At 69.2% G+C, this 20,509-nt stretch carries 19 protein-coding genes; 8 read left to right on the forward strand and 11 right to left on the reverse strand.

The features are described from left to right. Positions 1-81: 81 nt before the first annotated feature. The 6 genes from SB771_RS03000 to SB771_RS03025 all read right to left on the reverse strand — a co-directional run bounded on the left by SB771_RS03000 (position 82) and on the right by SB771_RS03025 (position 7,772). Positions 82-1,272, reverse strand: coding sequence for a phosphotransferase enzyme family protein (locus SB771_RS03000; RefSeq protein WP_175659709.1), 1,191 nt, complete (start codon positions 1,270-1,272; stop codon positions 82-84). Positions 1,273-1,308: 36 nt separating this feature from the next. Continuing rightward, positions 1,309-1,920, reverse strand: a complete 612-nt coding sequence (gene pnuC / locus SB771_RS03005; RefSeq protein ID WP_175659710.1) for a nicotinamide riboside transporter PnuC — start codon at positions 1,918-1,920, stop codon at positions 1,309-1,311. Between the two features lie 59 nt (positions 1,921-1,979). After that, positions 1,980-4,211 carry a TonB-dependent siderophore receptor gene (locus SB771_RS03010; RefSeq protein WP_175659711.1) on the reverse strand — a complete coding sequence of 744 codons (2,232 nt, stop codon included), beginning with the start codon at positions 4,209-4,211 and terminating at the stop codon, positions 1,980-1,982. Positions 4,212-4,707: 496 nt separating this feature from the next. Continuing rightward, complete coding sequence (locus SB771_RS03015) at positions 4,708-4,911, reverse strand: DUF2970 domain-containing protein (RefSeq protein WP_006750787.1); 204 nt, start codon at positions 4,909-4,911, stop codon at positions 4,708-4,710. 122 nt (positions 4,912-5,033) lie between these two features. After that, positions 5,034-7,088 (reverse strand): pyridoxamine 5'-phosphate oxidase family protein, encoded by a 2,055-nt coding sequence (locus SB771_RS03020; RefSeq protein ID WP_175659712.1) that lies wholly within the window; start codon positions 7,086-7,088, stop codon positions 5,034-5,036. A gap of 39 nt (positions 7,089-7,127) precedes the next feature. Continuing rightward, complete coding sequence (locus SB771_RS03025; protein WP_175659713.1) at positions 7,128-7,772, reverse strand: glutathione S-transferase family protein; 645 nt, start codon at positions 7,770-7,772, stop codon at positions 7,128-7,130. A gap of 127 nt (positions 7,773-7,899) precedes the next feature. Here SB771_RS03025 and SB771_RS03030 point away from each other — a divergent pair, with 127 nt between their 5' ends. Together SB771_RS03030 and SB771_RS03035 are read left to right on the forward strand one after the other, a co-directional pair. Beyond that, positions 7,900-8,838 (forward strand): LysR family transcriptional regulator, encoded by a 939-nt coding sequence (locus tag SB771_RS03030; protein WP_175659714.1) that lies wholly within the window; start codon positions 7,900-7,902, stop codon positions 8,836-8,838. Positions 8,839-8,973: 135 nt separating this feature from the next. After that, positions 8,974-9,237: a fucose-binding lectin protein gene (locus SB771_RS03035; RefSeq protein WP_165752593.1), complete on the forward strand. Its 264-nt coding sequence runs from the start codon at positions 8,974-8,976 to the stop codon at positions 9,235-9,237. A gap of 313 nt (positions 9,238-9,550) precedes the next feature. On the opposite strand, the gene SB771_RS03040 is transcribed toward SB771_RS03035, so the two are convergent. Beyond that, complete coding sequence (locus tag SB771_RS03040) at positions 9,551-10,192, reverse strand: TetR/AcrR family transcriptional regulator (RefSeq protein WP_244100441.1); 642 nt, start codon at positions 10,190-10,192, stop codon at positions 9,551-9,553. Between the two features lie 102 nt (positions 10,193-10,294). Between SB771_RS03040 and SB771_RS03045 the strand changes: the two genes are divergently transcribed. Genes SB771_RS03045 through SB771_RS03055 form a run of 3 tightly spaced genes read left to right on the forward strand, consistent with a single transcriptional unit; the run spans position 10,295 to position 13,774 of the window. Further along, a complete protein-coding gene (locus SB771_RS03045) occupies positions 10,295-11,221 on the forward strand; it encodes an SDR family NAD(P)-dependent oxidoreductase (protein ID WP_175659715.1) in 927 nt (308 codons plus the stop codon). After that, the gene (locus SB771_RS03050) at positions 11,218-12,780 is read left to right on the forward strand and encodes a flavin-containing monooxygenase (protein ID WP_175659716.1); all 1,563 of its coding nucleotides are present in this window, start codon (positions 11,218-11,220) and stop codon (positions 12,778-12,780) included. The genes SB771_RS03045 and SB771_RS03050 overlap by 4 nt, the downstream gene beginning before the upstream one ends. Before the next feature lie 7 nt (positions 12,781-12,787). Further along, positions 12,788-13,774, forward strand: a complete 987-nt coding sequence (locus SB771_RS03055; protein WP_175659717.1) for an alpha/beta fold hydrolase — start codon at positions 12,788-12,790, stop codon at positions 13,772-13,774. 77 nt (positions 13,775-13,851) lie between these two features. On the opposite strand, the gene SB771_RS03060 is transcribed toward SB771_RS03055, so the two are convergent. Together SB771_RS03060 and SB771_RS03065 are read right to left on the reverse strand one after the other, a co-directional pair. Continuing rightward, complete coding sequence (locus tag SB771_RS03060) at positions 13,852-14,250, reverse strand: carboxymuconolactone decarboxylase family protein (RefSeq protein WP_175659718.1); 399 nt, start codon at positions 14,248-14,250, stop codon at positions 13,852-13,854. A 426-nt stretch (positions 14,251-14,676) separates the two neighbouring features. Further along, the gene (locus tag SB771_RS03065) at positions 14,677-15,546 is read right to left on the reverse strand and encodes a hypothetical protein (protein WP_410721763.1); all 870 of its coding nucleotides are present in this window, start codon (positions 15,544-15,546) and stop codon (positions 14,677-14,679) included. Here SB771_RS03065 and SB771_RS03070 point away from each other — a divergent pair. The 3 genes from SB771_RS03070 to SB771_RS03080 all read left to right on the forward strand — a co-directional run bounded on the left by SB771_RS03070 (position 15,506) and on the right by SB771_RS03080 (position 19,188). Then, positions 15,506-16,732 (forward strand): collagen-like triple helix repeat-containing protein, encoded by a 1,227-nt coding sequence (locus SB771_RS03070; protein ID WP_341770272.1) that lies wholly within the window; start codon positions 15,506-15,508, stop codon positions 16,730-16,732. The two genes, SB771_RS03065 and SB771_RS03070, sit on opposite strands and share 41 nt — an antisense overlap. A 120-nt stretch (positions 16,733-16,852) precedes the next feature. Further along, the gene (locus tag SB771_RS03075) at positions 16,853-18,136 is read left to right on the forward strand and encodes an isoprenylcysteine carboxylmethyltransferase family protein (protein WP_175659720.1); all 1,284 of its coding nucleotides are present in this window, start codon (positions 16,853-16,855) and stop codon (positions 18,134-18,136) included. 479 nt (positions 18,137-18,615) lie between these two features. Then, positions 18,616-19,188, forward strand: a complete 573-nt coding sequence (locus SB771_RS03080; RefSeq protein WP_175659721.1) for an NADPH-dependent FMN reductase — start codon at positions 18,616-18,618, stop codon at positions 19,186-19,188. Positions 19,189-19,217: 29 nt separating this feature from the next. On the opposite strand, the gene SB771_RS03085 is transcribed toward SB771_RS03080, so the two are convergent. Next, positions 19,218-19,865: a DUF2894 domain-containing protein gene (locus SB771_RS03085; RefSeq protein WP_175659722.1), complete on the reverse strand. Its 648-nt coding sequence runs from the start codon at positions 19,863-19,865 to the stop codon at positions 19,218-19,220. Beyond that, entirely contained in the window at positions 19,862-20,506 is a 645-nt protein-coding gene (locus SB771_RS03090) for an OmpA family protein (RefSeq protein ID WP_175659723.1), read from the reverse strand. The genes SB771_RS03085 and SB771_RS03090 overlap by 4 nt, the downstream gene beginning before the upstream one ends. Positions 20,507-20,509: the final 3 nt, after the last annotated feature.

The following is a 20,509-nucleotide window of genomic DNA, read 5'->3' on the forward strand; positions in this document are numbered from 1 at the left end:
AGGTGCGGCACGACCACCGCACGACAGGAAGATGAAGTTCGGACGGTCGACACGCGTGCCGGGAGAAGTCCGGCACGCGCGTTAAACGCTCCCCCGCTTCGCACACCGACGTCGCACCAGCCACTCGAGCAATTCCCGCCCGTCTCGCTCACCAAACCAGCGCGCGTGCCCAATCAGATAACCGTCGTACGCGACATCGACGATCGCCGGCGCGTCGATGATGCACCCGAAATACGCGACCTCCGACAACGCGAACTCCGTATGCACGATCGGCAGCATCGCGACCAGCGCCGCGTACGCATCGTCGCTCAGCGGTTCGAGCGATTCGTAGCCGTCGAGCAGCGCATCGATGTGCGCGTATTCGATGCGGCGCGCGTCGGGCGGCGCCATCCAGTCGACCGTGTTGCGCTCGATCGCAAGCGCGACATCCATCACCGCGCAGGTGCGATCGGACAGGCCGAAGTCCAGCACGGTGCGCACCTGCGCGCCAGGGCCGGCACCGGTCCACAGCAGGTTCGACGCATGCCAGTCGCCGTGCGTCCACAGCGGCGGCAGCGCGGGCAGCAGCGGCACGAGGCGCGCGTGATACGGGCCGATCGCATCCGCGACATCGCCGCGCCAGTCGCGCGTGCCGAGCGCGCGCACCAGCAGCGGCTGCGCGTCGACCCAGCGTTCGAGCGCGCCCGCGAGATCGTCGGACGACAGCACGCGGAAACTCGACAGCAGCGTGCGCACGGGCCGCGCCGGCGCGTCGTAACCGGCCGACGCGCGATGCAGCTCGGCTAACGCGCGGCCGGCCGCGTAAGCGTGCGATGGATGCGTGAACGGCTGCCACGACATCACGCCGCGATACGCGTCGACGCCGGGCGCGACCACATGCACCTCGTACGTCCAGTCGCCGCACGCAAAAGCCGTCGCGCCGTTGCGATCGGCCAGCACGTCCACCACCGGCATCCCGCGCGCGCGCAGATGCGCGATGAAACGATGCTCTTCCTCGAGCCCCGCGACGTCGCGCAGGCTCACGTGATGACGCTTGACGAACAGTGCGCGTCCGTCCGTCATCCGCACCAGCGTGGCCGCCGCGAATTGCCGCGGACTGTGCCAGGTCAGCCGCGCCGGTTCGCCGGCGCCGTCGATGCGCGCGAGCAGCGCCGCCACCTCGTCGTGCGTCATCAGCGGCCAGTCGCGTTCGGCCTGCTCGCCGTCGACGCCGAACTGCGGCGGTGCGACGTCCGGCGATAGCGGCCCGTCCGGCTCGAGGGGAAATGACATGAACGACGTAGCTCCGTAGTTGAATCGGCGCGTGAATCAGCTCGCCGGGTTCGCGCTCGCGCGCAGCGCGTCGGCCGTCCGGCTCCAGTCGCGCCAGCCGATGACGGCGAGCGCGATGAACAGCGCATAGAGTCCGGCCGTCAGATACAGCGCCTTGAACACGAACATCCCGACGTACACGACGTTCACGACGATCCACAGCCCCCACGACGCGATGTAGCGCCGCGCGGTCCAGTATTGCGCGACGAGGCTGAACGCGGTCAGCGACGCATCGACGAACGGCAGCGCGGCGTCGGTCCAGCGCGCCATCATCCCGCCGAGCAGCGCGCTGCCGACGACGGCCGCCAGCAGGTCGGGCAGCATCTGGCGCGGCCGCACGCCGGCGACGGGTGCGACGTCGCCTGCCGGCGCCGCGCCACCGCTCGCCTCCAGCGTACGCTGCGCGATCCAGCGGCGCCAGCCGTACACCTGCAGCACGGCGAACGCGCCCTGCAGCAGCATGTCGGAATACAGCTTCGCATCGAAGAAGATCCAGCCGTACAGCGCGACCGACGCGAGCCCGACCGGCCAGCACAGCATGCGCCGCTTCGCGGTCAGCCAGATCGCGAGCGCGCTGACGATCACGCCGGCGATTTCGAGTGGGGACATCGTCCATGCTCTCCTGGTTAGCTGCCGGGGCCGCGTGTCACGCGGCCGGATCCGGTCGATCAGAAATCATAGGTCAGCGACACGCGCGCGGTGCGCGGCGCGCCCGGGAACAGGTACGCGTCGCCCTGCTGCTCGCCCGCGTCGCGCCAGTAGAACTTGTTGAACAGGTTGTCCACCGACACACGCAGCACCGTGCGATGGCCGCCGATCTTCGTCGTATAGCGCGCGCCGAGATTGAACACGAACCACGACGGCACGCGCGCGGTGCCCTCTTCGTTCGCATTGCGGCCGCCGCTGTACTCGACGCCGCCCAGCATGTTCAGGCCCGCGACGCCCGGCACCGCGTAATCCGCGTACAGCGACGCGCGCAGCGCCGGCACGTTGATGATCTGGTGCCCTTCGTACGCCGGCGAGCCCGAATCGTACGCGCGCGCGCGAATCGCCGCGACGCTGGCCGTCAGCGACAGCCGCTCGGTGAGCCGCCCGGCCGCGCCGAGCTCGATCCCCTGGTGGCGCTGCGTGCCGCGCTGCACGAACGTGTAGCTCGTGCCGGACGCATCGGGGTCGGCGAACTGGAACGGCTTGCTGATCGAGAACACGGCGGCCGTCAGGCTGAGCCGGTCGAGCCAGTCGTATTTCGCGCCGAGCTCGAACTGGTGCGATTCGACCGGCGGCAGGAACGCATACGCGTTGGTCGCGCGCACCGGCGCCTGGTCGCCGAGCGACAGCGCCTTGCTGTACGACGCATACAGCGACAGCACGTTCACCGGCTTGTAGACGAGCGCGACCTGCGGCAGGAACACCGAGCGGTCGGTGTGCGTCGCGTCGCCGTCGAGGCTGCTCCAGCTGCGCTGGCGCAGCAGCACTTCCTTGCCGCCCGCGAGCACCTGCCAGTGCTCGCCGATGCTGATGCGGTCGAGCCCGAACACGCCGTACTGCCAGGAATCGAGCTGCGGATACGACGGCCCGGCCGTGTTCGACGACGGCGCGAACGCGACGTCGGGCCCGTAGATGTTCTCGCTGCCGACGTAGTCGTACACGGCGTTCGCCATGTGCACGACGCGGCGCTGCACGCTCACGCCGAGCGTCAGCTCGTGACGCAGCGGCCCCGTCGCGAACTTGCCCGTCGTCACCGCGCGCAGGTCGTCGTTGCGGCGGTATTCGCCGGGGCTGCGGAAGTCGTACACGTCGTAGTCGCCGTTCGCGCCGAAGAAGAACGGCGACGTCGCGCCGGCCGCGCAGCTCGACGCGTAATAGCAGCCGTACGCGAACGCGCTGTTGTCGTCGATCATCGTTCGGCTGCGGCCCGCGGCGATGTAGGCGTTCCAGTCGTCGTTGAACCGGTAGTCGAAGCGCGCGTTCAGGTTCAGCGCGTCGGTCGTCACCGGCTTCGCCCACGGCTGTGTGCCGAGCGCCTTCGACGTCGTGTTGACGGACGGCACGACGGTGCCGCCGAGCAGCTGGTAACCGGGTGCGGAACGCTGGATCCACTGCTGGAATTCCGCGTTGAACTGCAGGCTCGCGCGCGGGCTGATGTCCCAGTCGGCGGCGATCGAGCCGAACGTGCGCCGTCCGTTCGTGCCGTCGATGTACGAGTGCATGTTCTCCTTCGCGGCATTGATCCGGAATCCGAACTGGTGGTCGGGGCCGAAGCGACGGCCGAGATCGACGGCCGCCGACGTCGAGCCGCGGCTGTCGACGCCGGTCGTCACGCTCGCGACGTTCGCCGAGCGCTTCGTCACGAAGTTGATCACGCCGCCCGGTGCGACCACGCCGCTGTCGATGCCGGCCAGTCCCTTCAGGATCTCGACGCGCTCCTTGTTCTCGAGCGGCACGTTCTGCTCGCCGGACACCGTCAGCCCGTCGATCCGGATCGCGCTCGCGAGATCCACCGGGAAGCCGCGAATCGCGAAGCCTTCGAAGTAGCCAACGGGCGCGTAGTCGTTGACGACCGACGCATCGTTGCGCACCACGTCGCTCAGGCGCTTTGCCTGCTGGTCGTCGAGCTGCGCGCGCGTGACGACGCTGACGGAGGCCGGCGTGTCGCGCAGCGGCGCGTCGTCGAGCCCCGCGACCGACGCTTCGCGCGCGCGAAACGCGCCGCCGCGCTCGCCGCTGACCGCGATCGCCGGCAGCGTCGCGCTGACGGCCGCATCGGCTTCGGGAGCCGGCGCGTCGCCCTGTGCCGCGGCGGCCTGCGCCGCGAAAAGCGTGATGCCGAAACCGACGCCCACGCCGACCTTCGCGCGCCGCCGCCGTGCGGGCGACGCTGTTGTTCTATTCACCGTCATTGTTCTGGATGGAAAACTCGCCACTCGACCCTGTCGAAACACGTTATGCCGCCGCGAAGCGCGACCTCGCGCATGACCCGGCGACGGTCCCGGCGAGTCGCCGGGCACGTTCGTCGACACGACATTCATCGGACGAACCTGGCGATCCGGCCGCTTGCGTGCCGATCGATCGGGAATGCGCAGGATGGGACATCGGATGCCGGTGGTGCGCCGGGCGCCGACGCGGCGGCCGATCCGTGGATCGGGTGCGTGTCAGGCAGCCGGCTGCATCGCGCGGTGTTGTCATGCAGGGGACGCTTCGAACGCCCCGGTGCGGGCGCCGGGCGTTTGCGTGCGCCGTTCGTCGGAACGGCGGAATGCCCGTCGCACGCGACATCGCGGCGTGGCGCGCATTTTACCCCGGGCGGGGCTGACGGCCGGAGAATCGGCCAAAGCGGGAGGCGGAAGGCGAGAGACGGGAACGCGGGAATGGGAGCCCGCGTGATTCGGCGAGCGCTCAGAACCCCTGCATCGTCACCGTCGGATCGACGACCAGATGGACGACGCCGTAGATCACCGCGCCGACCAGCACCGCGAGCACGATCGCGACGAACGGCAGCAGCGTGAAGTTGACGTTCGCGAGATCGGACGCGTGCGCCTTGCTGTTGCGTACGCCGAAGAAACTCCACAGAACCAGGCGGATCATGCTGAACAGTTTCATGATGTTGCTCCTTTTCCTCTATCGGTTGACGCTATCGTCGATCCGACAGGCCTCCTGAAAAAGCAGCAGTTGCGAGCGCTTTTTGCGCAGCACGGGCTGTGCGACCGCATGCCGCACGCGCGTCAGCGGTCGAGCACGAGCGGCTCCGCGGCCCCTTCGGCAGGCTGCGCGACGCACAGCAGCGCGCAACCGGGCTCGACCGGCGCGTCGTACGACTGCACGTAATCGACCGCCCCGGACAGCACCCGCGTCGCACAGGTGCCGCACGACCCCGACCGGCATTCGGACGGCACCGCCACGCCCTGACCTTCCGCGAATTCGAGCAGCGTGCCGTCGGCGGGCGTCCACGCGGCGTCGCGCGCGGAACGTCGGAACACGACAGGCACGCTCGCCACCGACGGCGCTCCCGCCGCGCGGGTCGCACTGCGCACGACACTCGACGGCCCGAACGCCTCGAAGCGGATACGCTCGTCCGGCACGTTCAGCGCACGCAATCCGTCGTACAAATCGCGCATGAACGCGGACGGCCCGCACAGGTAGAAATCGTAGTCGTCGAACGGCAGGATGCGCTTCAGTTGCGCGACGTCGACGCGGCCCGGCCGCGCCGCGCCGTCGCGCTGCGGCCGGCTGTCGAACCAGTGCAGCGCCACGCGTGCGTCGGTGTCGGCGATGCGCGTCAGCTCCGCCGCAAACGGCCGGTCGGCCGTATCGCGTGCGCCGTGCACGAACACGACGCGGCGCGACGGCGTGTCGTCCGCCAGCGCGCGCCGCAGCATCGCGAACATCGGCGTGATGCCGATGCCGGCCGACACCAGCACGGCCGGACGCGGGCTCGCGACGTCGAACGTGAAGCGGCCGCGCGGCATCTGCGCATCGAGCGTCATCCCGGCATGCGCGTGGTCGTGCAGCCATGCCGACACGCGTCCTTCGCGCTTCACGGTGATCCGGTAATGCGGTGCGCCGGGTGCATCGGAGAGCGTGTAGCTGCGGATCGCGGGCGCCTCGCTGTCCGGCAGCGCGATGCGCAGCGTCAGATGTTGGCCGGCTTCATGGGCCGGCAGCGCGCCGCCGTCCACCGGTTCGAAATGAAACGAGCGGATCGCGCGCGCTTCATCGACGATCTTCGCGATGCGCAGCGGGCGCCAGTTGGACGGCGATGCGGATGCGGACTCTGAAGCCACCTGCGCACCCGCGTTCGCCGAGCCGTCGGCCATCGCCGCAAACTGCGGCGCCCGCTCGGGCACCGACCACCGGAACGGCAACACGCCCCGCGTGCGCCGCACTTCGTCCACATGAAACCGCACGACCCGCTGTGCGCCGGCGAACGACGCGACGAGCGGCCCGTCCCACACGATCTCCGCCCGCGCGGCGACATACAGCACGTCGCCGCTGTCGAAATCGATGAACAGCAGCCCCGCGCGCGGATCGTGCTGCAGGTTGCCGAGCGTGTTGAAGAAGCGGTTGCCGCTGAAATCCGGCGTCGTCAGCGTGCACGCGTCGTCGACGCGCACGAAGCCCGGCATGCCGCCGCGATGCGACACGTCCGCGCCGCGCGCGGCGCCCGCATCGGCCGACGTGTTCGCACTCGCGACGAAGAACGTATCGGCCTGCGCGAGCAGCGCGCGATCCGCGTCGCTCAAGCGGTCCGACACGTCGGCCGCGCCGGACGCATCGCCTTCACGCGCGACGAACGTGGGTTTGCGGCCCTGGATGTACTTCGCGCAGTTGCCGAAGCTCTGCTCGACCGCGATCGTCAGCGCGCCGCCGTCGACCGCACGCACGACGCCGTTCACGCGATTGCGCCGCCGCGTGTCGAACTCGATTCCAAGCCCGCCAAGTGGCTCACCCGGCTGCCACGCCCCGGCCAGCGGATCGCCGGGCAGCGCATCGCCGTCGATGTGCAGCGTGCGCGCGTCCGGCGCCGTCACGAAGCCGGGCATCCCTACCCGCAGCGTCGCCCACGGCTGGCCGTGTGCGTCGACACCGCCGAGCACGAAGAACGGCAGCTGCGCAAAAAACGCCCGGTGCTGGTCCGGCATGAAGCGCCGGATCCCGCGCCGGCCGGCCGCCCCCGCGGCCTCCGTCACGCCCGCGCGCTGCTGCACGGCGAGCTCGCCCGCATGAAAAGGCGCAACGTCGAGTTCCCAGCCCGGTACGGCGGCGGTCGGCGCGGTCATCGCATTTCTCCCGGTAAAGACGTGTCGTGGCGCTTCGCGTCAGGCGGCGAGCAGGCCGGCACGGGTCGTCGGCATGCCGACGAAGCCCGGCAGCGCCTCGACGCGCGCGAGCCACGCCCGCACGTGCGGATACGGTTCGAGCGACACGCCGCCCTCCGGCGCGTGCGCGATGTACGTGTAGGCGGCGATGTCGGCGATCGTCGGCTGCGCGCCGGCGGCAAACGGCTTGCCGGCGAGCTCGCCGTCGATCACCGCGAGTATCTTCGCGGCGGTGCGCTTGGCCGCGTCGTGATCGAGCGACGCGTTGAACACGGTGACGAGCCGCGCGGCCGCCGGCCCCGATGCGATCGGCCCGGCCGCGTACGACAGCCAGCGCTGCACGGTCGCCGCGCCTGCCGCATCGTCGGGCAGCCAGTGCGCGTCGCCGTAGCGCTTCGCGAGATAGACGAGGATCGCGTTCGAATCGGCGAGCACGGTGCCGTCGTCGTCGATCGCCGGCACCTGGCCGAGCGGATTGACGGCGAGGAACGCGGGTTCGCGCTGCGCGCCGGCCGCGAGGTCGACGTCGACGATGTCGAACGGCAGCCCGAGCAGCGACAGGAACAGCCGGACGCGGTGCGCATGCCCGGACAGCGGGAACGAATAGACACGAACCGGACGGACGGGCTTGCTGGCGGCTGGCATGGAAAGGCTCCTGGATCTCGCGCCGCCGGAAATCGGCGACGACCAGCCCGCAGCGTAGCGCTCGCCGCTCACATCCAGAAGGCGGATAATCGCTGAAACATTATCCTTTCCCATAGGACAATCAACGATGGCCGATCTGCGCGACGTGAACCTGAACCGGCTGGCGATCTTCGTCGCGGTGGTCGATGCCGGCTCGCTGACGGCCGCGGCCGAGCGGCTCGGCCTCGCGAAGACGGTCGTCAGCACGCACATGCAGCGCCTCGAATCGGAAGTCGGCGCGAACCTGCTGGTGCGCACCACCCGGCGGCTGAGCGTGACCGATGCGGGGCGCGCGTTCTACGACGCGTGCCGCGACATCGTGCGCGCGACCGAAAGCGCGCTCGACGCGGTGTCGTCCGACGCGGGACCGTTGCGCGGCACGCTGCGCGTGAGCGTGCCGATCGACTACGGCGCGCTGGTCGTCGCGCCGGCGATCGTCGCGCTGCGCGATGCGCATCCGGGGCTCGACGTCGAACTGATCGCGAACGACCGCGTCGTCGATCTGGTCGCGGACAACCTCGACGTCGCGATCCGCCTCGGCCGCCTCGCGGATTCGAACTATCGCGCGGTGCAGCTCGGTCAATACGAGAAATGGGTGGTGGCGAGCCCCGCGTTCGTCGCACGGCATGGCCTGCCGCGCGATCCGGACGCGCTCGCCGCGCTGCCGTTCGTGATGCTGTCGACGCCGTCACGCCCGCATACGCTCGAACTCCACGACACGAGCGGCGGCCATGCGTCGGTGCGCTGCACCGCGCCGGTCGTGTCGAACACCGCGACGGCCTGCCGCGCGATCGCGCTCGCGGGCGGCGGCTTTGGGTTCCTGACGGATTTCGCGACCGCAGAGGACATCGCGGCCGGCCGGCTCGTCCGGCTGCTGCCCGCCTGGCGCTCGGCGCGGGCGGGGATTCATGCGGTGTATCCGTCGACGCGGTTGCCGTCGCGGAAGGTGCGCGCGTTCATCGACGCAATGAAGGCGCGGATCGCGGCAACCGCGCCGGCGGCAACGGATTTTCTCGCGCCGAATTAATCGCACAATTTATTCACAAAAAATCTCATATTGATTTTCGAGATTTTCATCTAACCTTATTCCCGGTAATGCGCGGAATCGCGTTTTACCGAAACGCTTCAATTCTCCGCCTTATTCCAATCAAGGAGTTTGAACATGCAAACCGCCGCAATTTCCTGGGGAAGCACGCCGTCGATTCGCGTCTACACGGCCAACGGCAACAAGATCACCGAGCGCTGCTACGACGGGTCGAACTGGTACACGGGGGCGTTCAACCAGGCCGGCGACAACGTGTCGGCGACGTGCTGGTTGAGCGGGAGCGCCGTGCATATCCGCGTGTACGCGACGAGTGGGGGCTCAACCACCGAATGGTGCTGGGATGGTGATGGCTGGACCCGGGGCGCATACACGGGCTTGTAATCTCGCGGTGCACGAGCGCGACACGTTTCGCGCGCGGGGCCGGCGCAACGTCAATTTTCATTGGCGTTGCGCCGGCTTGTTTCATTTAAATTCGATTACCTATATTCGCAGGCCGACAAATCAAAAAACGAATATAGCCAATGACAATTCCGTGAAATTCTGCGCCTTTTTAATATCGATCCCCACCCGTTAATTATCGGTGTCGATTGCGCGTAATGAATTCACCCAGGCGAAAAACGTAAATCAAATCGCAACATGCGCGCAATTGGCTTCGACCCCTTCATTCCGGGCACCGCGAGGCGCTTGCCCCGCGCTACCCCTCTTCCCTCAACGTCCCCAGCAGCACTTTCCTGCAACTCGCGATCATCTGGGCCTCCGGATCGCGATACTCGGTGAGCAGCCATGCGGCGCCGACATTCGTCATCGCGCCGACCAGCGCGAGCCCGACGAGCCGCTGCTCGATGCGCTCGGCGGGCGTCACGGCCTCGCGCGCCGCGCCGATCGCCATGATCAGCTTGCCGAAGTCGATCAGCATCCGCTGGTAGGTCATGTCGGTATCCGCGCTCACGCCCATCACCTCGAGCAGCAGCACGCGCGCCGCGCACGGGTCGCGCAGGAAGCCGAAGAACGCGGCGAGCCCCGCGTCGACACGCTCGCGCAGATCGCCGCCGCGCTCGGCCACCGCCCGCTCGACCGCGTCGTGCAGTTGCTGCGCGTGATGCAGGTAGGTGCAGCGCAGCAAATCCTCCGTGCTGTCGAACGCCGCATAGAAATAACGGTCGTTGAGCTTCGCTTGCTGGCAGATCGACCGCACGGTCGCCTTGCGGAAGCCGACCGTGCCGAACACGCGCGTCGCCGCGCGGATCAGCGCGTCGCGCCGCTCGGCGGCGCGCACCTCGGGCGCGACACCGCCGTACGCGCGCCCCCGTTTTTCCGTTTCGAGTGCTTTCTCCATTTCGCTATTTGACATCAGGACACCCGAAAACTAAAGTGGTGACGAATATCACCACAATAAGCACGCCGCCGGCGCAGTGCAAGCGGAACGGGAGGAAGACGAATGAAGGGTTTTTCCGGCAAGGTCGCCGCGATCACGGGCGCCGCCTCCGGCATGGGCCGCAGCCTCGCGGTCGAGCTCGCGCGGCGCGGCTGCGAGGTCGCGCTCGCCGACGTCAACGATGTCGGTCTCGCCGGCACGGCGGCCGCGTGCGGCAAGCACGGCGTGCGCACGAGCATGCGGCGGCTCGACGTCGCCGACCGCGACGCAGTGTTCGCGTGGGCCGATTTCGTGCGCGCCGAACACGGCAAGGTCAACCTGGTCTTCAACAACGCGGGCGTGTCGCTGGCCGCGAGCGCCGAGACCGTGCGCTTCGCCGATCTCGAATGGATCGTCGGCATCAACTTCTGGGGCGTCGTGCATGGCACGCAGGCGTTCCTGCCGCATCTGCGCGCGTCGGGCGACGGCCACGTGATCAACACGTCGAGCCTGTTCGGGCTCGTCGCGATGCCGACGCAGAGCGCGTACAACGCAACCAAGTTCGCGGTGCGCGGCTTCACCGAGGCGCTGCGGATGGAGCTCGAACTCGACGGCGCGCCGGTCAGCGCGACCTGCGTGCATCCGGGCGGCGTCGCGACCAACATCGTCGATGCGAGCCGCGTCGACACCAGCATCCACGCGCTCACGGGCCAGGACGAAGCGACCCACCGCCGCCAGGCGAACCGCCTGATCAACGCGACGACGGCCGACGACGCCGCGCGGCAGATTCTCGCCGGCGTCGAGCGCAATGCGCGCCGCGTGCTGGTCGGCGCCGATGCACGGCGCCTCGACAGGATCGCGCGCCTGCTCGGCGCCGGATACCAGCAGCTGGTGTTGCGCTACGTGCGCCGCGCACGCGCACGCAATCTGTGCCCGAAGGCAGCCGCCGCGGGAGAACGCACGCACGCGCCGGCCGCACGCCCCACCCCACCGACCAAGGATCTCGCATGAGTTCGACGACGACCGACCGGCGCGACGCGCCGTCCGCATCCGGCGACAGCCGCGACCTCGACGTGCTGATCGTCGGCGCCGGCCTGTCCGGCATCGGCGCCGCGTATCACCTGAAAAAGCGCTGCCCGGACGCGAGCGTCGCGATCGTCGAGGCGCGCGATGCGATCGGCGGCACCTGGGACCTGTTCCGCTATCCCGGCGTTCGTTCGGATTCCGACATGTTCACGCTCGGCTACAGCTTCCGCCCGTGGCACAGCGACAAGGCGATCTCCGACGGGCAGACGATACTCGACTACATCCGCGACACGGCACGCGCATACGGCATCGACAAGACGATTCGCTACGGCCAGAAGGTGATCGCGGCCGACTGGGATTCGAACCGCGCGCGCTGGACGGTGCGCATCGAGCGCACGCGGGACGGCACGGTCGACACGCTCGTCTACACGTGCCGCTTCCTCTACATGTGCAGCGGCTATTACGACTACGACGGCGGCTACCTGCCCGACTGGGCCGGCATGGAATCGTTCGAAGGCCGCATCGTGCACCCGCAGCAATGGCCGAAGGACCTGTCATATGCGAACCGGCGCGTCGTCGTGATCGGCAGCGGCGCGACGGCCGTCACGCTGGTGCCGTCGATGGCCACCGACGCGAAACACGTGACGATGCTGCAGCGCTCGCCGACCTACATCGTGTCGCTGCCCGCACGCGACAGGATCGCAAACGCATTGCGCCGCGTGCTGCCGTCGCGGCTCGCGCACCGGCTCGTGCGCGTGAAGAACGTGCTGCTGACGATGTACCTGTACAACGTGTCGCGCCGCAAGCCCGAGCAGACGAAGCGGTTCATCATCCGCGCGGCTGGCAAGCAGCTCGGCCCCGACTTCGACGTCGCGAAGCATCTGACGCCGCGCTACATGCCGTGGGACCAGCGCGTATGCCTCGTGCCGAACGGCGACCTGTTCAAGTCGATCCGCGCGGGCCGCGCATCGATCGTCACCGACGAGATCGAGCGCTTCACGCCGACCGGCCTGCAGCTGAAGAGCGGCCAGCAGCTCGACGCGGACGTGATCGTCACCGCGACCGGGCTGAAGGTGAAGATGCTCGGCGGCGCGCGCGTCACGGTGGACGGCCGCGCGGTCGACTTGCCGCAGACCGTGTCCTATAAAGGAATGATGTACAGCGACGTGCCGAACCTCGCGTCGTCGTTCGGTTACACGAACGCATCGTGGACGCTGAAGGCCGAGCTGATCGCGCGCTACGTGTGCCGGCTGCTCAACCACATGCGCGCCAACGGCTACGACACCTGCGTGCCGCGGCTCGGCGCCGGCGACCTCGGCGACGTGCCGGCGGTGAACCTGAGCTCGGGCTACATCCAGCGCGCGGCCGGCATCCTGCCGAGGCAGGGGCACCGCAAGCCCTGGAAATTCCACCAGAACTACGTGCTCGATCTCGCGTCGCTGAAGTTCAGCGGACTCGCCGATTCGGCGATGAAGTTCGAACGCCGCGCGACAGCCGGCCCGGCCGCCGCGCCGGTTGCCGAACCCGTACTCGAAACCCGTTGAGGCCGACATGAGCCATACGCTTCATCTGATCCAGAACGTGCTGCTCGGCGTCGTCGTGGTGCTCGCCGTGCTCGCGCTGTTTTCCGGCTTCATCGCGCGCCGCGTGACGCGCGCGTTTCCGCCCGAAGGCCGCTTCGTCGACGTCGGCGGCGATCGCATCCATTACGTCGAGTACGGCAGCGGCCCGCCGCTCGTGTTCGTGCACGGGCTCGCCGGGCAGTGGCGCAACTTCGCGTACCTGCCGCTCACGCGGCTCGCGCAGCACCATCGCGTGATCCTCGTCGACCGGCCGGGCGCCGGCCGCTCGCTGCGCGGCGCCAGCTCGCAGGCGAACGTGTTCGCGCAGGCCCGCACGATCGCCGCGTTCCTCGATGCGCTGAAGCTCGACCGGACGGTGCTCGTCGGCCACTCGCTCGGCGGCGCGATCGCGCTCGCGGTCGGCCTCAACCATCCGGAGCGCGTGAGCCGGCTCGCGCTGATCGCGCCGCTGTCGCACGAGCAGACCGAGCCGCCGGCGCCGTTCAAGCCGCTGATGCTGCCGTCGCCGCTGGTGCGCCGCTTCGTGTCGTGGACCTTCGCGGTCCCGCTGACGATCCTGACCGGCCGCAAGGCCGTCAGCCAGGTGTTCGCGCCGGAAGCCGTGCCGCGCGACTTCCCGGTAAAGGGCGGCGGTTTGCTCGGGCTGCGCCCGCATGTGTTCTACGCGACGGCGACGGACCTGCTGTCGGCGCCCGTCGACCTGCCCGCGATGGAGCGACGTTACGCGGAGCTCGCGCTGCCGGTCGACGTGCTGTACGGCCGCGCCGATCCGATCCTCAACTGGCGCGCGCATGGCGAGGCGCTGGCGAACAAGTCGGCGCGTGTGCGGCTGACGGTCGTCGAGGGCGGACACATGCTGCCGGTCACGATTCCGGACGCGACCGCCGACTGGCTGCTCGAGGTTGCCGCCGCGCCGGTCGACGTGCCGGCGCAGGGTGCGCACGTCGAGCATTGAGCGTCATCGGGTAGACGGGGCGAGCGCGCGGAGGATGGCGGCGCCCCGGCGCTGCGGGGGCGGGCACCGCGCGTCGGTCACGCTTCGTCGCCGGGCAGCGACAGCCCGAGTTCCGCGATCACCTCGCGCGCGCTGCGGAACGCTTCGACCGCGGCCGGGGCGCCCGCGTAGAGCGCGCTGTGCAGCAGCACCTCGCGGATCTCGACGAGACTCGCGCCGTTGTTGAGCGCGCCGCGCACATGGCCCTTCAGTTCCGCGCCGCGGCCGAGCGCCGCCAGCATCGCGCACGTGCAGAGGCTGCGCGTCTTCAGGTCGATGCCGCCGCGCTGCCAGGTGCTGCCCCATGCGTGCTCGTTCAGCCAGTTCTGCAGCGGACGCGAAAATCCGTCGAGATCGCGCATCGCGCGTTCGACGAATGCATCGCCCATGACTTCGGCGCGGCGTGCCTTGCCCTGTTCCCTGTCCTGTTCGCTCATGTCGGTGTCCTGTCTGAAGTCGCGGCTGCTTCGGCGTCGCCCGCGGCCGGGTGGGTTCGCGTCATGTTCGCGGCACGCGGGCGTTTCGTCAAAGAGGCGGCGTTCCGGTCGCGGCCACCCGCGTCGCGTCGCGTCGGGACGAACGCTACGTAACATCGCGCCGCGCGTTACGGCGCCTTACGGGAACATCGCAGCGTGCGCATCGACGCACCTGGCATGCCCATCTCGCGAAACCGCTATTCCTCCGTTTAAATCGCGGCGATATTCCCGATTTCCGCAACAAAGCGCCGGTGCGTCGCGCGAAAGATGTCATGGCGCGGAATTTGCAGTAATGGCCCTCGGCACAACTTCCAATGTCGAGGGCACCATGCACCATTACTTCAAGAAAACGACGGTATCGCTGGCCGTCCTGTCGCTCGTCACACTCTACGGATGCGGCTCGGTCGACGGGCCGGTCACGCCGTCGGTCAAGCCGAGCACGTCGGGAACGTCCGGCATTGCGGGGACTTCGGGCACTTCGGGGACTTCGGGGACTTCGGGGACTTCGGGGACTTCGGGAGCATCCGGGAACACGTCGACGGGGACGTCCGGTGGCGGTAGTTCGGGGACTTCCGGTGGGGGGTCGTCGGGAACGTCGGGCGGCGGTAGTTCGGGGACTTCGGGGACTTCGGGTACGTCGGGGACGTCTGGTACCTCAGGCACTTCCGGTACGTCGGGTACTTCCGGTACGTCGGGTACTTCCGGTACCTCGGGTACTTCCGGTACCTCGGGTACTTCCGGCACGTCGGGTACGTCCGGCACGTCGGGTACGTCCGGCACCTCGGGTACTTCCGGCACCTCGGGTACTTCCGGTACGTCGGGTACTTCCGGCACGTCGGGTACGTCCGGCACCTCGGGTACTTCCGGCACCTCGGGCACGTCCGGCACGTCGGGTACTTCCGGCACCTCGGGCACCTCCGGTACGTCGGGTACCTCCGGTACATCGGGCACTTCCGGCACGTCAGGTACTTCCGGTACATCGGGCACTTCCGGCACCTCGGGCACCTCCGGCACCTCGGGTACGTCGGGTACTTCCGGCACGTCGGGCACTTCCGGCACGTCGGGTACTTCAGGTACGTCGGGCACCTCCGGTACGTCGGGCACGTCCGGCACCTCCAGCAACGTCACCCCGCTCGGCAACGTCCTCCAGCAAACCGGCACGCTCGTCACGGGACTTGGCACGACGGTCGCGAACGGCGGTAGCCAGATCGGCGGCGTGCAGGTCCCCGGCACGAGCCCGACGACGGCCACCAGCATCGGCAACGCGGTCACGAGCCTCGGCAACGGCGTGCAGTCGCTCGGCAGCGGCGTCGCGGCGGGCCTCGGCTCGATCGGCGTGTCGCCGAACCCGCTCGGCCCGACGCTCACGTCGACCACCGGCCTGCTGACCGGCGCCGGCGGCGCGGTCAACAACCTCGGCAACGCGGTGACGAGCCTCGGCAGCGGACCGCTGTCGCCGCTCGCGCCGGCCACGACGCTGGTCGGCGATCTGGTCAACACGGTCGGCACCGCGGTCAACTCGACCGCCTCGGCACTCAACACGGCGCTGAACAGCGCGCCGGTCCAGCAACTCGAGACGCAGCTCGGCAGCGTGATCAACCCGATCACGAACACGCTGACCGGCGGCGTCACGACGCCGGGCGCCACGCAGACGCTCGGCAACGCGACCCTGCTCGGCGCGCCGCTCAGCGGCCTGCTGAGCACGCTCGGCAGCGGCCTCGGCCTGGCCGGCTCGCAGGTCGGCAGCGCGACCGGCAACCCGGTCGGCACGAGCGCCGGCGGCAGCGTGTCCCAGCTCGGCAACACGGTGGCGTCGGCCGGCGGCCTGCTGTCCAGCGGCAGTTCCAGCAGCGGCACCAACCCGCTCGCACCGATCACCGGTCTGCTCGGTACGCTGACGGGTGGCCTCGGCGGCGGCAGCTCGAGCGGATCGGGCGGCACCAGCGGAACGAGCGGCACGAGTGGCACCAGCGGCGGCCCACTCGCGCCGATCACCGGCCTGCTCGGCACGGTGACGGGTGCACTCGGCGGCCTCGGCTCGAGCGGAACGAGTGGTACCGGCGGCACCAGCGGCTCGGGTGTCGGCGGCCTGCTTGCGCCGGTCACCGGCCTCGTCAACTCGCTGACTCCGCTCGGCGCCAGCCTGACCGGCACGGTCACGACGCCGGGCGGCGGCCTGACGGGCAACCTCGGCGGTGCGCTGACGAGTGGTCCCGTCGGCACGCTGACGGGTTCGCTGACATCGCCGGCCGGCGCGTTGGGCGCGCTCGGCACGGCCAGCCCGAGCGGCGCGGCCGGCACGGTGACGACGCCGTCCGGCAGCGGTGCAGTCACGACCGGCCTGACCGGCAGCTCGACCGGTGCCGCGGGCGGCACGAACAATCTGCTCGCGCCGGTGACGAACCTGCTCGGCGGTCTGCTCGGCGCCACCCCGAAGAAGTAACGCTTCACCCATCAAAACCACAGGCCAATGGCCGGGCGCGTACCAATCGAATGCCCGGCCGACGGCCGGCGTCACCCGCCAAGCGGGGGCGCCGGCCCTCATCCCGACGAGGATTCGATCATGAATTCCACCATCGACGGCATCGCCGCGGTCCCGGACCGCCCGCCCCGTTCCGCCACACCATTGCGCGCCGGCCTGCTCGGCATCGCGGCCGGCCTGTTCGCGCTGTGGATCACCCGCGACCAGCCGACCCTCGACGCGGCCACACGCGCGGTCATCGCCAGCCTCGCGATCATCGGCACGATCGCGCTGCACGAAATCTTCATCTCGCGCGTCTACCTGCGCCCGAGCGCGGGACTGTCGCGGCAGGCCGTTCGCACGCTCGGGCTCGCCCGCGTCGCGACGCGGCTCGGCGCGCTGACATCGATCTACGCCGGCATCGGCCTGCTCTACTGGCTGCTGCCCGAATATCACGGCGCGTTCTACCTGCCGTTCTGGTCGCTGCTGCGCTCGCTCGCACCGTACGTGATCGTCGCCGCGCCGTTCTACTTCGCGTGGATGGATCGCCACCAGCGCGAGACCGACGACGCGTACCTGCTGTGGGGCCGCTTCCTGTTCCGCCGCGAGCAGCCCGCGAGCTGGCAGCCCGTGCGCGAGATGCTCGCCGGCTGGGGCGTGAAGGCGTTCTTCCTGCCGCTGATGACCGTCTACCTGTCGAAGGACGCCGATCACCTGAGCGCATCGCTCGCGAACGCGATGCACGCGCCGATGACGCTCGCGACCTTCGTGTTCCTGTACGACCTGTCGTTCACGATGGACCTGATGTTCGGCACCGTCGGCTACCTGTGCACGTTCCGCATCCTCGACAGCCACGTGCGCACCGTCGAGCCGACCACGCTCGGCTGGGTCGCCGCGCTGATGTGCTACCAGCCGTTCTGGTCGCTGATCTCGAACAACTACATCCGCTACGAAGGCTCGCTGTTCTGGGACAACTGGCTGTTGTCCGCGCCGACGCTCCGCGTGATCTGGGGCGCGGTGATCATCCTGCTGCTGATGACCTACGCGCTGTCGACGATCTCGTTCGGGCTGCGTTTCTCGAACCTCACGAACCGTGGGATCATCACGTCGGGCCCGTACCGCTTCACGAAGCATCCGGCGTACATCGCGAAGAACCTGTCGTACTGGATGGTGTCGGTGCCGTTCGTCGAGCCGCTCGGCTGGCAGCTCGGGCTCATGCACTGCGCGGGGCTCGTCGCGGTCAACCTGATCTACTACACGCGGGCAAAGACGGAAGAACGGCATTTGATGCGGGATCCTGACTATCGCGCGTATGCGGAATGGATCGCTCGGCACGGGCTGTTCGCGCGGGTCAAGCAGGCGTTCGGCGGGCGGCAGGCGGTGTGAGGGTGGGTCGCGCTCATCGGTTCGATGAGCGACCCGGGTATGGCAGCCGGGCGGAACGCGTGCGATCGACGCAGCGGCTGCCGTGTCGTGTCGCGCACGTGCGATACAAACCCACTCGCGATGTCGCACGCCGGGCCCTGTTCACGCAAACGCATCGCCATCACACGCCGCTCGCTTGCGACCGATTGTCGCGAAACACGCCGATTCCCCGCGTTTCATCGCTTTGCTCCCGCCGTCGGATTGCCCGCCCCGTATCCGTCGCGTATGGTGCTGACCGTCCGCGCGCGAGTCCTGATCCTGTTCGCACTCTGCATCGCGGGCCTCGCCGCGATCGCCGCCGGTTTCCAGCACATCCCCAGCTGATTCGCGGCCCCGGCTCGCGCGTCGAGCCCGGGGGCCGCTTCGGTCACGCCGCGATGCGATAATCCGGCGGATCCGCGCGACGTCACCGCGCAACCCACCTACCGACACGCGCCTCGATGTCTACCGAACCCCGAACCGATTCCGAACGCCGCATCGACATCGTCGCACTGTGCGGCAGCCTGCGTGCGCAGTCGTACAACGCGGCGCTGCTGGATGCGGCAGCACGCGTCGCGCCGCGCGGGATGCGCATCACGCGCTTCGATCGTCTCGGTGAATTTCCGTTGTTCAATCCCGATGCCGAACATCCGTCTCCCGCCGCGGTGCGCGACCTCATCGAGCGGCTGAACGCCGCGGACGGCGTGCTGATCGCAAGCCCGGAATACGCACACGGCGTGACGGGCGTGATGAAGAACGCGCTGGACTGGGTCGTGGGATGCGAAGCCGTCGTGGACAAGCCGGTCGCGGTATTGAACGCGTCGCCGCGCGCGACGCATGCGGACGCGGCGCTGCGGGAAACGCTGTCGGTGATGTCGGCGTGCATCGTCGAGCGCGCATCGATCGCGTTGCCGATCCTCGGCAGCCAGCTCGATGCGGCGGGCATCGCCGCGCATCCGCCGTTCGCGTCGGCGCTCACCGACGCGTTGCACGCGCTGCGCGCGGCGATCGACGCGCAGGCGCCGCGCCGCTAGGCAACGATCGGCGCGGCCGACCGCGTGGGTTATCGCGCCTTGGTGCGCGTGGTCTTCCTCGCCGGTTTCGCCGCCGGTTTTGCCGGCTTCGCGGCCTTCGCGCGCGGCGCTTCCTTCTCCGGCTGCGCGCCGCCGCCGGCGAGATCCTCGAGCCACGCGAGCGCATCGATATACGACAGGAATTGCTGCAGATATTCCGGCGACAGCTCGCGCATCGTCGCGAGCGACCGATGCACGAGGCTGTTCGAATTGAGCGGCCCCGCGTTGCGCGGCACCTGGTCGAGCGACTGGCGATACTGCTGTTCGGTCCGGACCTTCGACCACATCGTGCGGAAGTAGTCGATCAGCTCGGGATCGACACCGCGCCGGTCGGCCTGCGCATCGCGCGCGAGCTGCTCGACGAGCCCGCCGAGCGCGCCGCGTGCAGGTGCCTGCGCGGCGGCTTGCGCCGTGTCGCTCGCGCCTGTCGCTTCACCGGCGCGCGCGACGAGCTCCGCAAACCCTTCCAGCAGCGTCGCGAGCCGCGCATCGAGCAACGCGCGCGCGTCGCCGTCGAACGCGGCCGCGCGCTTCTCGAGCGCGTCGAGCCGATGGAAGCGCACCGGATCGAGCCGGTCGGCGCCCTGCTCGCGCCACGCGTCGAGCGTCGCGCGCACGTGCGTCGCGTCGTCCGTCACTTCGGCTTCCCTCCGTTCGATGCGGACTTGCGCGGCACCGGTGCGATCTCCACGCGACGGTTCTTCGCGCGGCCTTCGTCGTCCGCATTCGAGCTGACCGGCTGCTCGGAACCGAACGCGGCCGCGAACACCGAACGCGCCGGCACGCCGGCGTCGATCAGCGCCCGCGTGACCGTCAGCGCGCGCTTGGCCGACAGCTCCCAGTTGTCCGCGAACTGGCGGTTGCCGGCGCGCACCTGCTGGTCATCGGCGAAGCCGCTGATCATCAGGATCTCGTCGCGCGTCTTCAGGTAGGCGGCCAGCGGCCCGGCCAGCGTCTTCAGCAGATCGCGGCCCTCGGGCTGCAGCTGGTCGGAGTTCAGTGCGAACAGCACGGCGCCGCTGATGCCGATGCGGCCGTTCACGAGCGTCACGCGGCCGGCCGCGAGCGGCCCGGCGAGCGCCTGTTCGAGCGACTTGCGCTGCTGCGCCTCCTGCTGGCGCGCACGCACGGCTTCCTCGAGCTTCGACGTGAGCTGCAACTGCATGCCGATCACGCCGACGAGAATCAGCACGAACGCGCCGAGCAGCACCGACATCAGGTCGGCGAACGCGGGCCACACCGGCGCGGCAGACGCGCCGTCGTCGATTTCGTCATGCATGCG

It is taken from the genome of Burkholderia sp. SIMBA_051 (assembly GCF_046534915.1).
GTDB lineage: Bacteria > Pseudomonadota > Gammaproteobacteria > Burkholderiales > Burkholderiaceae > Burkholderia > Burkholderia ambifaria.

What these genes read in the sequence shown, in the direction of transcription:
- SB771_RS03000 (WP_175659709.1), bottom strand. Translation starts at nt 1,272, where the DNA reads ATGTCATTTCCCCTCGAGCCGGACGGGCCGCTATCGCCGGACGTCGCA.
- pnuC (WP_175659710.1), bottom strand. Translation starts at nt 1,920, where the DNA reads ATGTCCCCACTCGAAATCGCCGGCGTGATCGTCAGCGCGCTCGCGATC.
- SB771_RS03010 (WP_175659711.1), bottom strand. Translation starts at nt 4,211, where the DNA reads ATGACGGTGAATAGAACAACAGCGTCGCCCGCACGGCGGCGGCGCGCG.
- SB771_RS03015 (WP_006750787.1), bottom strand. Translation starts at nt 4,911, where the DNA reads ATGAAACTGTTCAGCATGATCCGCCTGGTTCTGTGGAGTTTCTTCGGC.
- SB771_RS03020 (WP_175659712.1), bottom strand. Translation starts at nt 7,088, where the DNA reads ATGACCGCGCCGACCGCCGCCGTACCGGGCTGGGAACTCGACGTTGCG.
- SB771_RS03025 (WP_175659713.1), bottom strand. Translation starts at nt 7,772, where the DNA reads ATGCCAGCCGCCAGCAAGCCCGTCCGTCCGGTTCGTGTCTATTCGTTC.
- SB771_RS03030 (WP_175659714.1), top strand. Translation starts at nt 7,900, where the DNA reads ATGGCCGATCTGCGCGACGTGAACCTGAACCGGCTGGCGATCTTCGTC.
- SB771_RS03035 (WP_165752593.1), top strand. Translation starts at nt 8,974, where the DNA reads ATGCAAACCGCCGCAATTTCCTGGGGAAGCACGCCGTCGATTCGCGTC.
- SB771_RS03040 (WP_244100441.1), bottom strand. Translation starts at nt 10,192, where the DNA reads ATGGAGAAAGCACTCGAAACGGAAAAACGGGGGCGCGCGTACGGCGGT.
- SB771_RS03045 (WP_175659715.1), top strand. Translation starts at nt 10,295, where the DNA reads ATGAAGGGTTTTTCCGGCAAGGTCGCCGCGATCACGGGCGCCGCCTCC.
- SB771_RS03050 (WP_175659716.1), top strand. Translation starts at nt 11,218, where the DNA reads ATGAGTTCGACGACGACCGACCGGCGCGACGCGCCGTCCGCATCCGGC.
- SB771_RS03055 (WP_175659717.1), top strand. Translation starts at nt 12,788, where the DNA reads ATGAGCCATACGCTTCATCTGATCCAGAACGTGCTGCTCGGCGTCGTC.
- SB771_RS03060 (WP_175659718.1), bottom strand. Translation starts at nt 14,250, where the DNA reads ATGAGCGAACAGGACAGGGAACAGGGCAAGGCACGCCGCGCCGAAGTC.
- SB771_RS03065 (WP_410721763.1), bottom strand. Translation starts at nt 15,546, where the DNA reads ATGCTGGTGGCCGTCGTCGGGCTCGTGCCGGGGACCTGCACGCCGCCG.
- SB771_RS03075 (WP_175659720.1), top strand. Translation starts at nt 16,853, where the DNA reads ATGAATTCCACCATCGACGGCATCGCCGCGGTCCCGGACCGCCCGCCC.
- SB771_RS03080 (WP_175659721.1), top strand. Translation starts at nt 18,616, where the DNA reads ATGTCTACCGAACCCCGAACCGATTCCGAACGCCGCATCGACATCGTC.
- SB771_RS03090 (WP_175659723.1), bottom strand. Translation starts at nt 20,506, where the DNA reads ATGCATGACGAAATCGACGACGGCGCGTCTGCCGCGCCGGTGTGGCCC.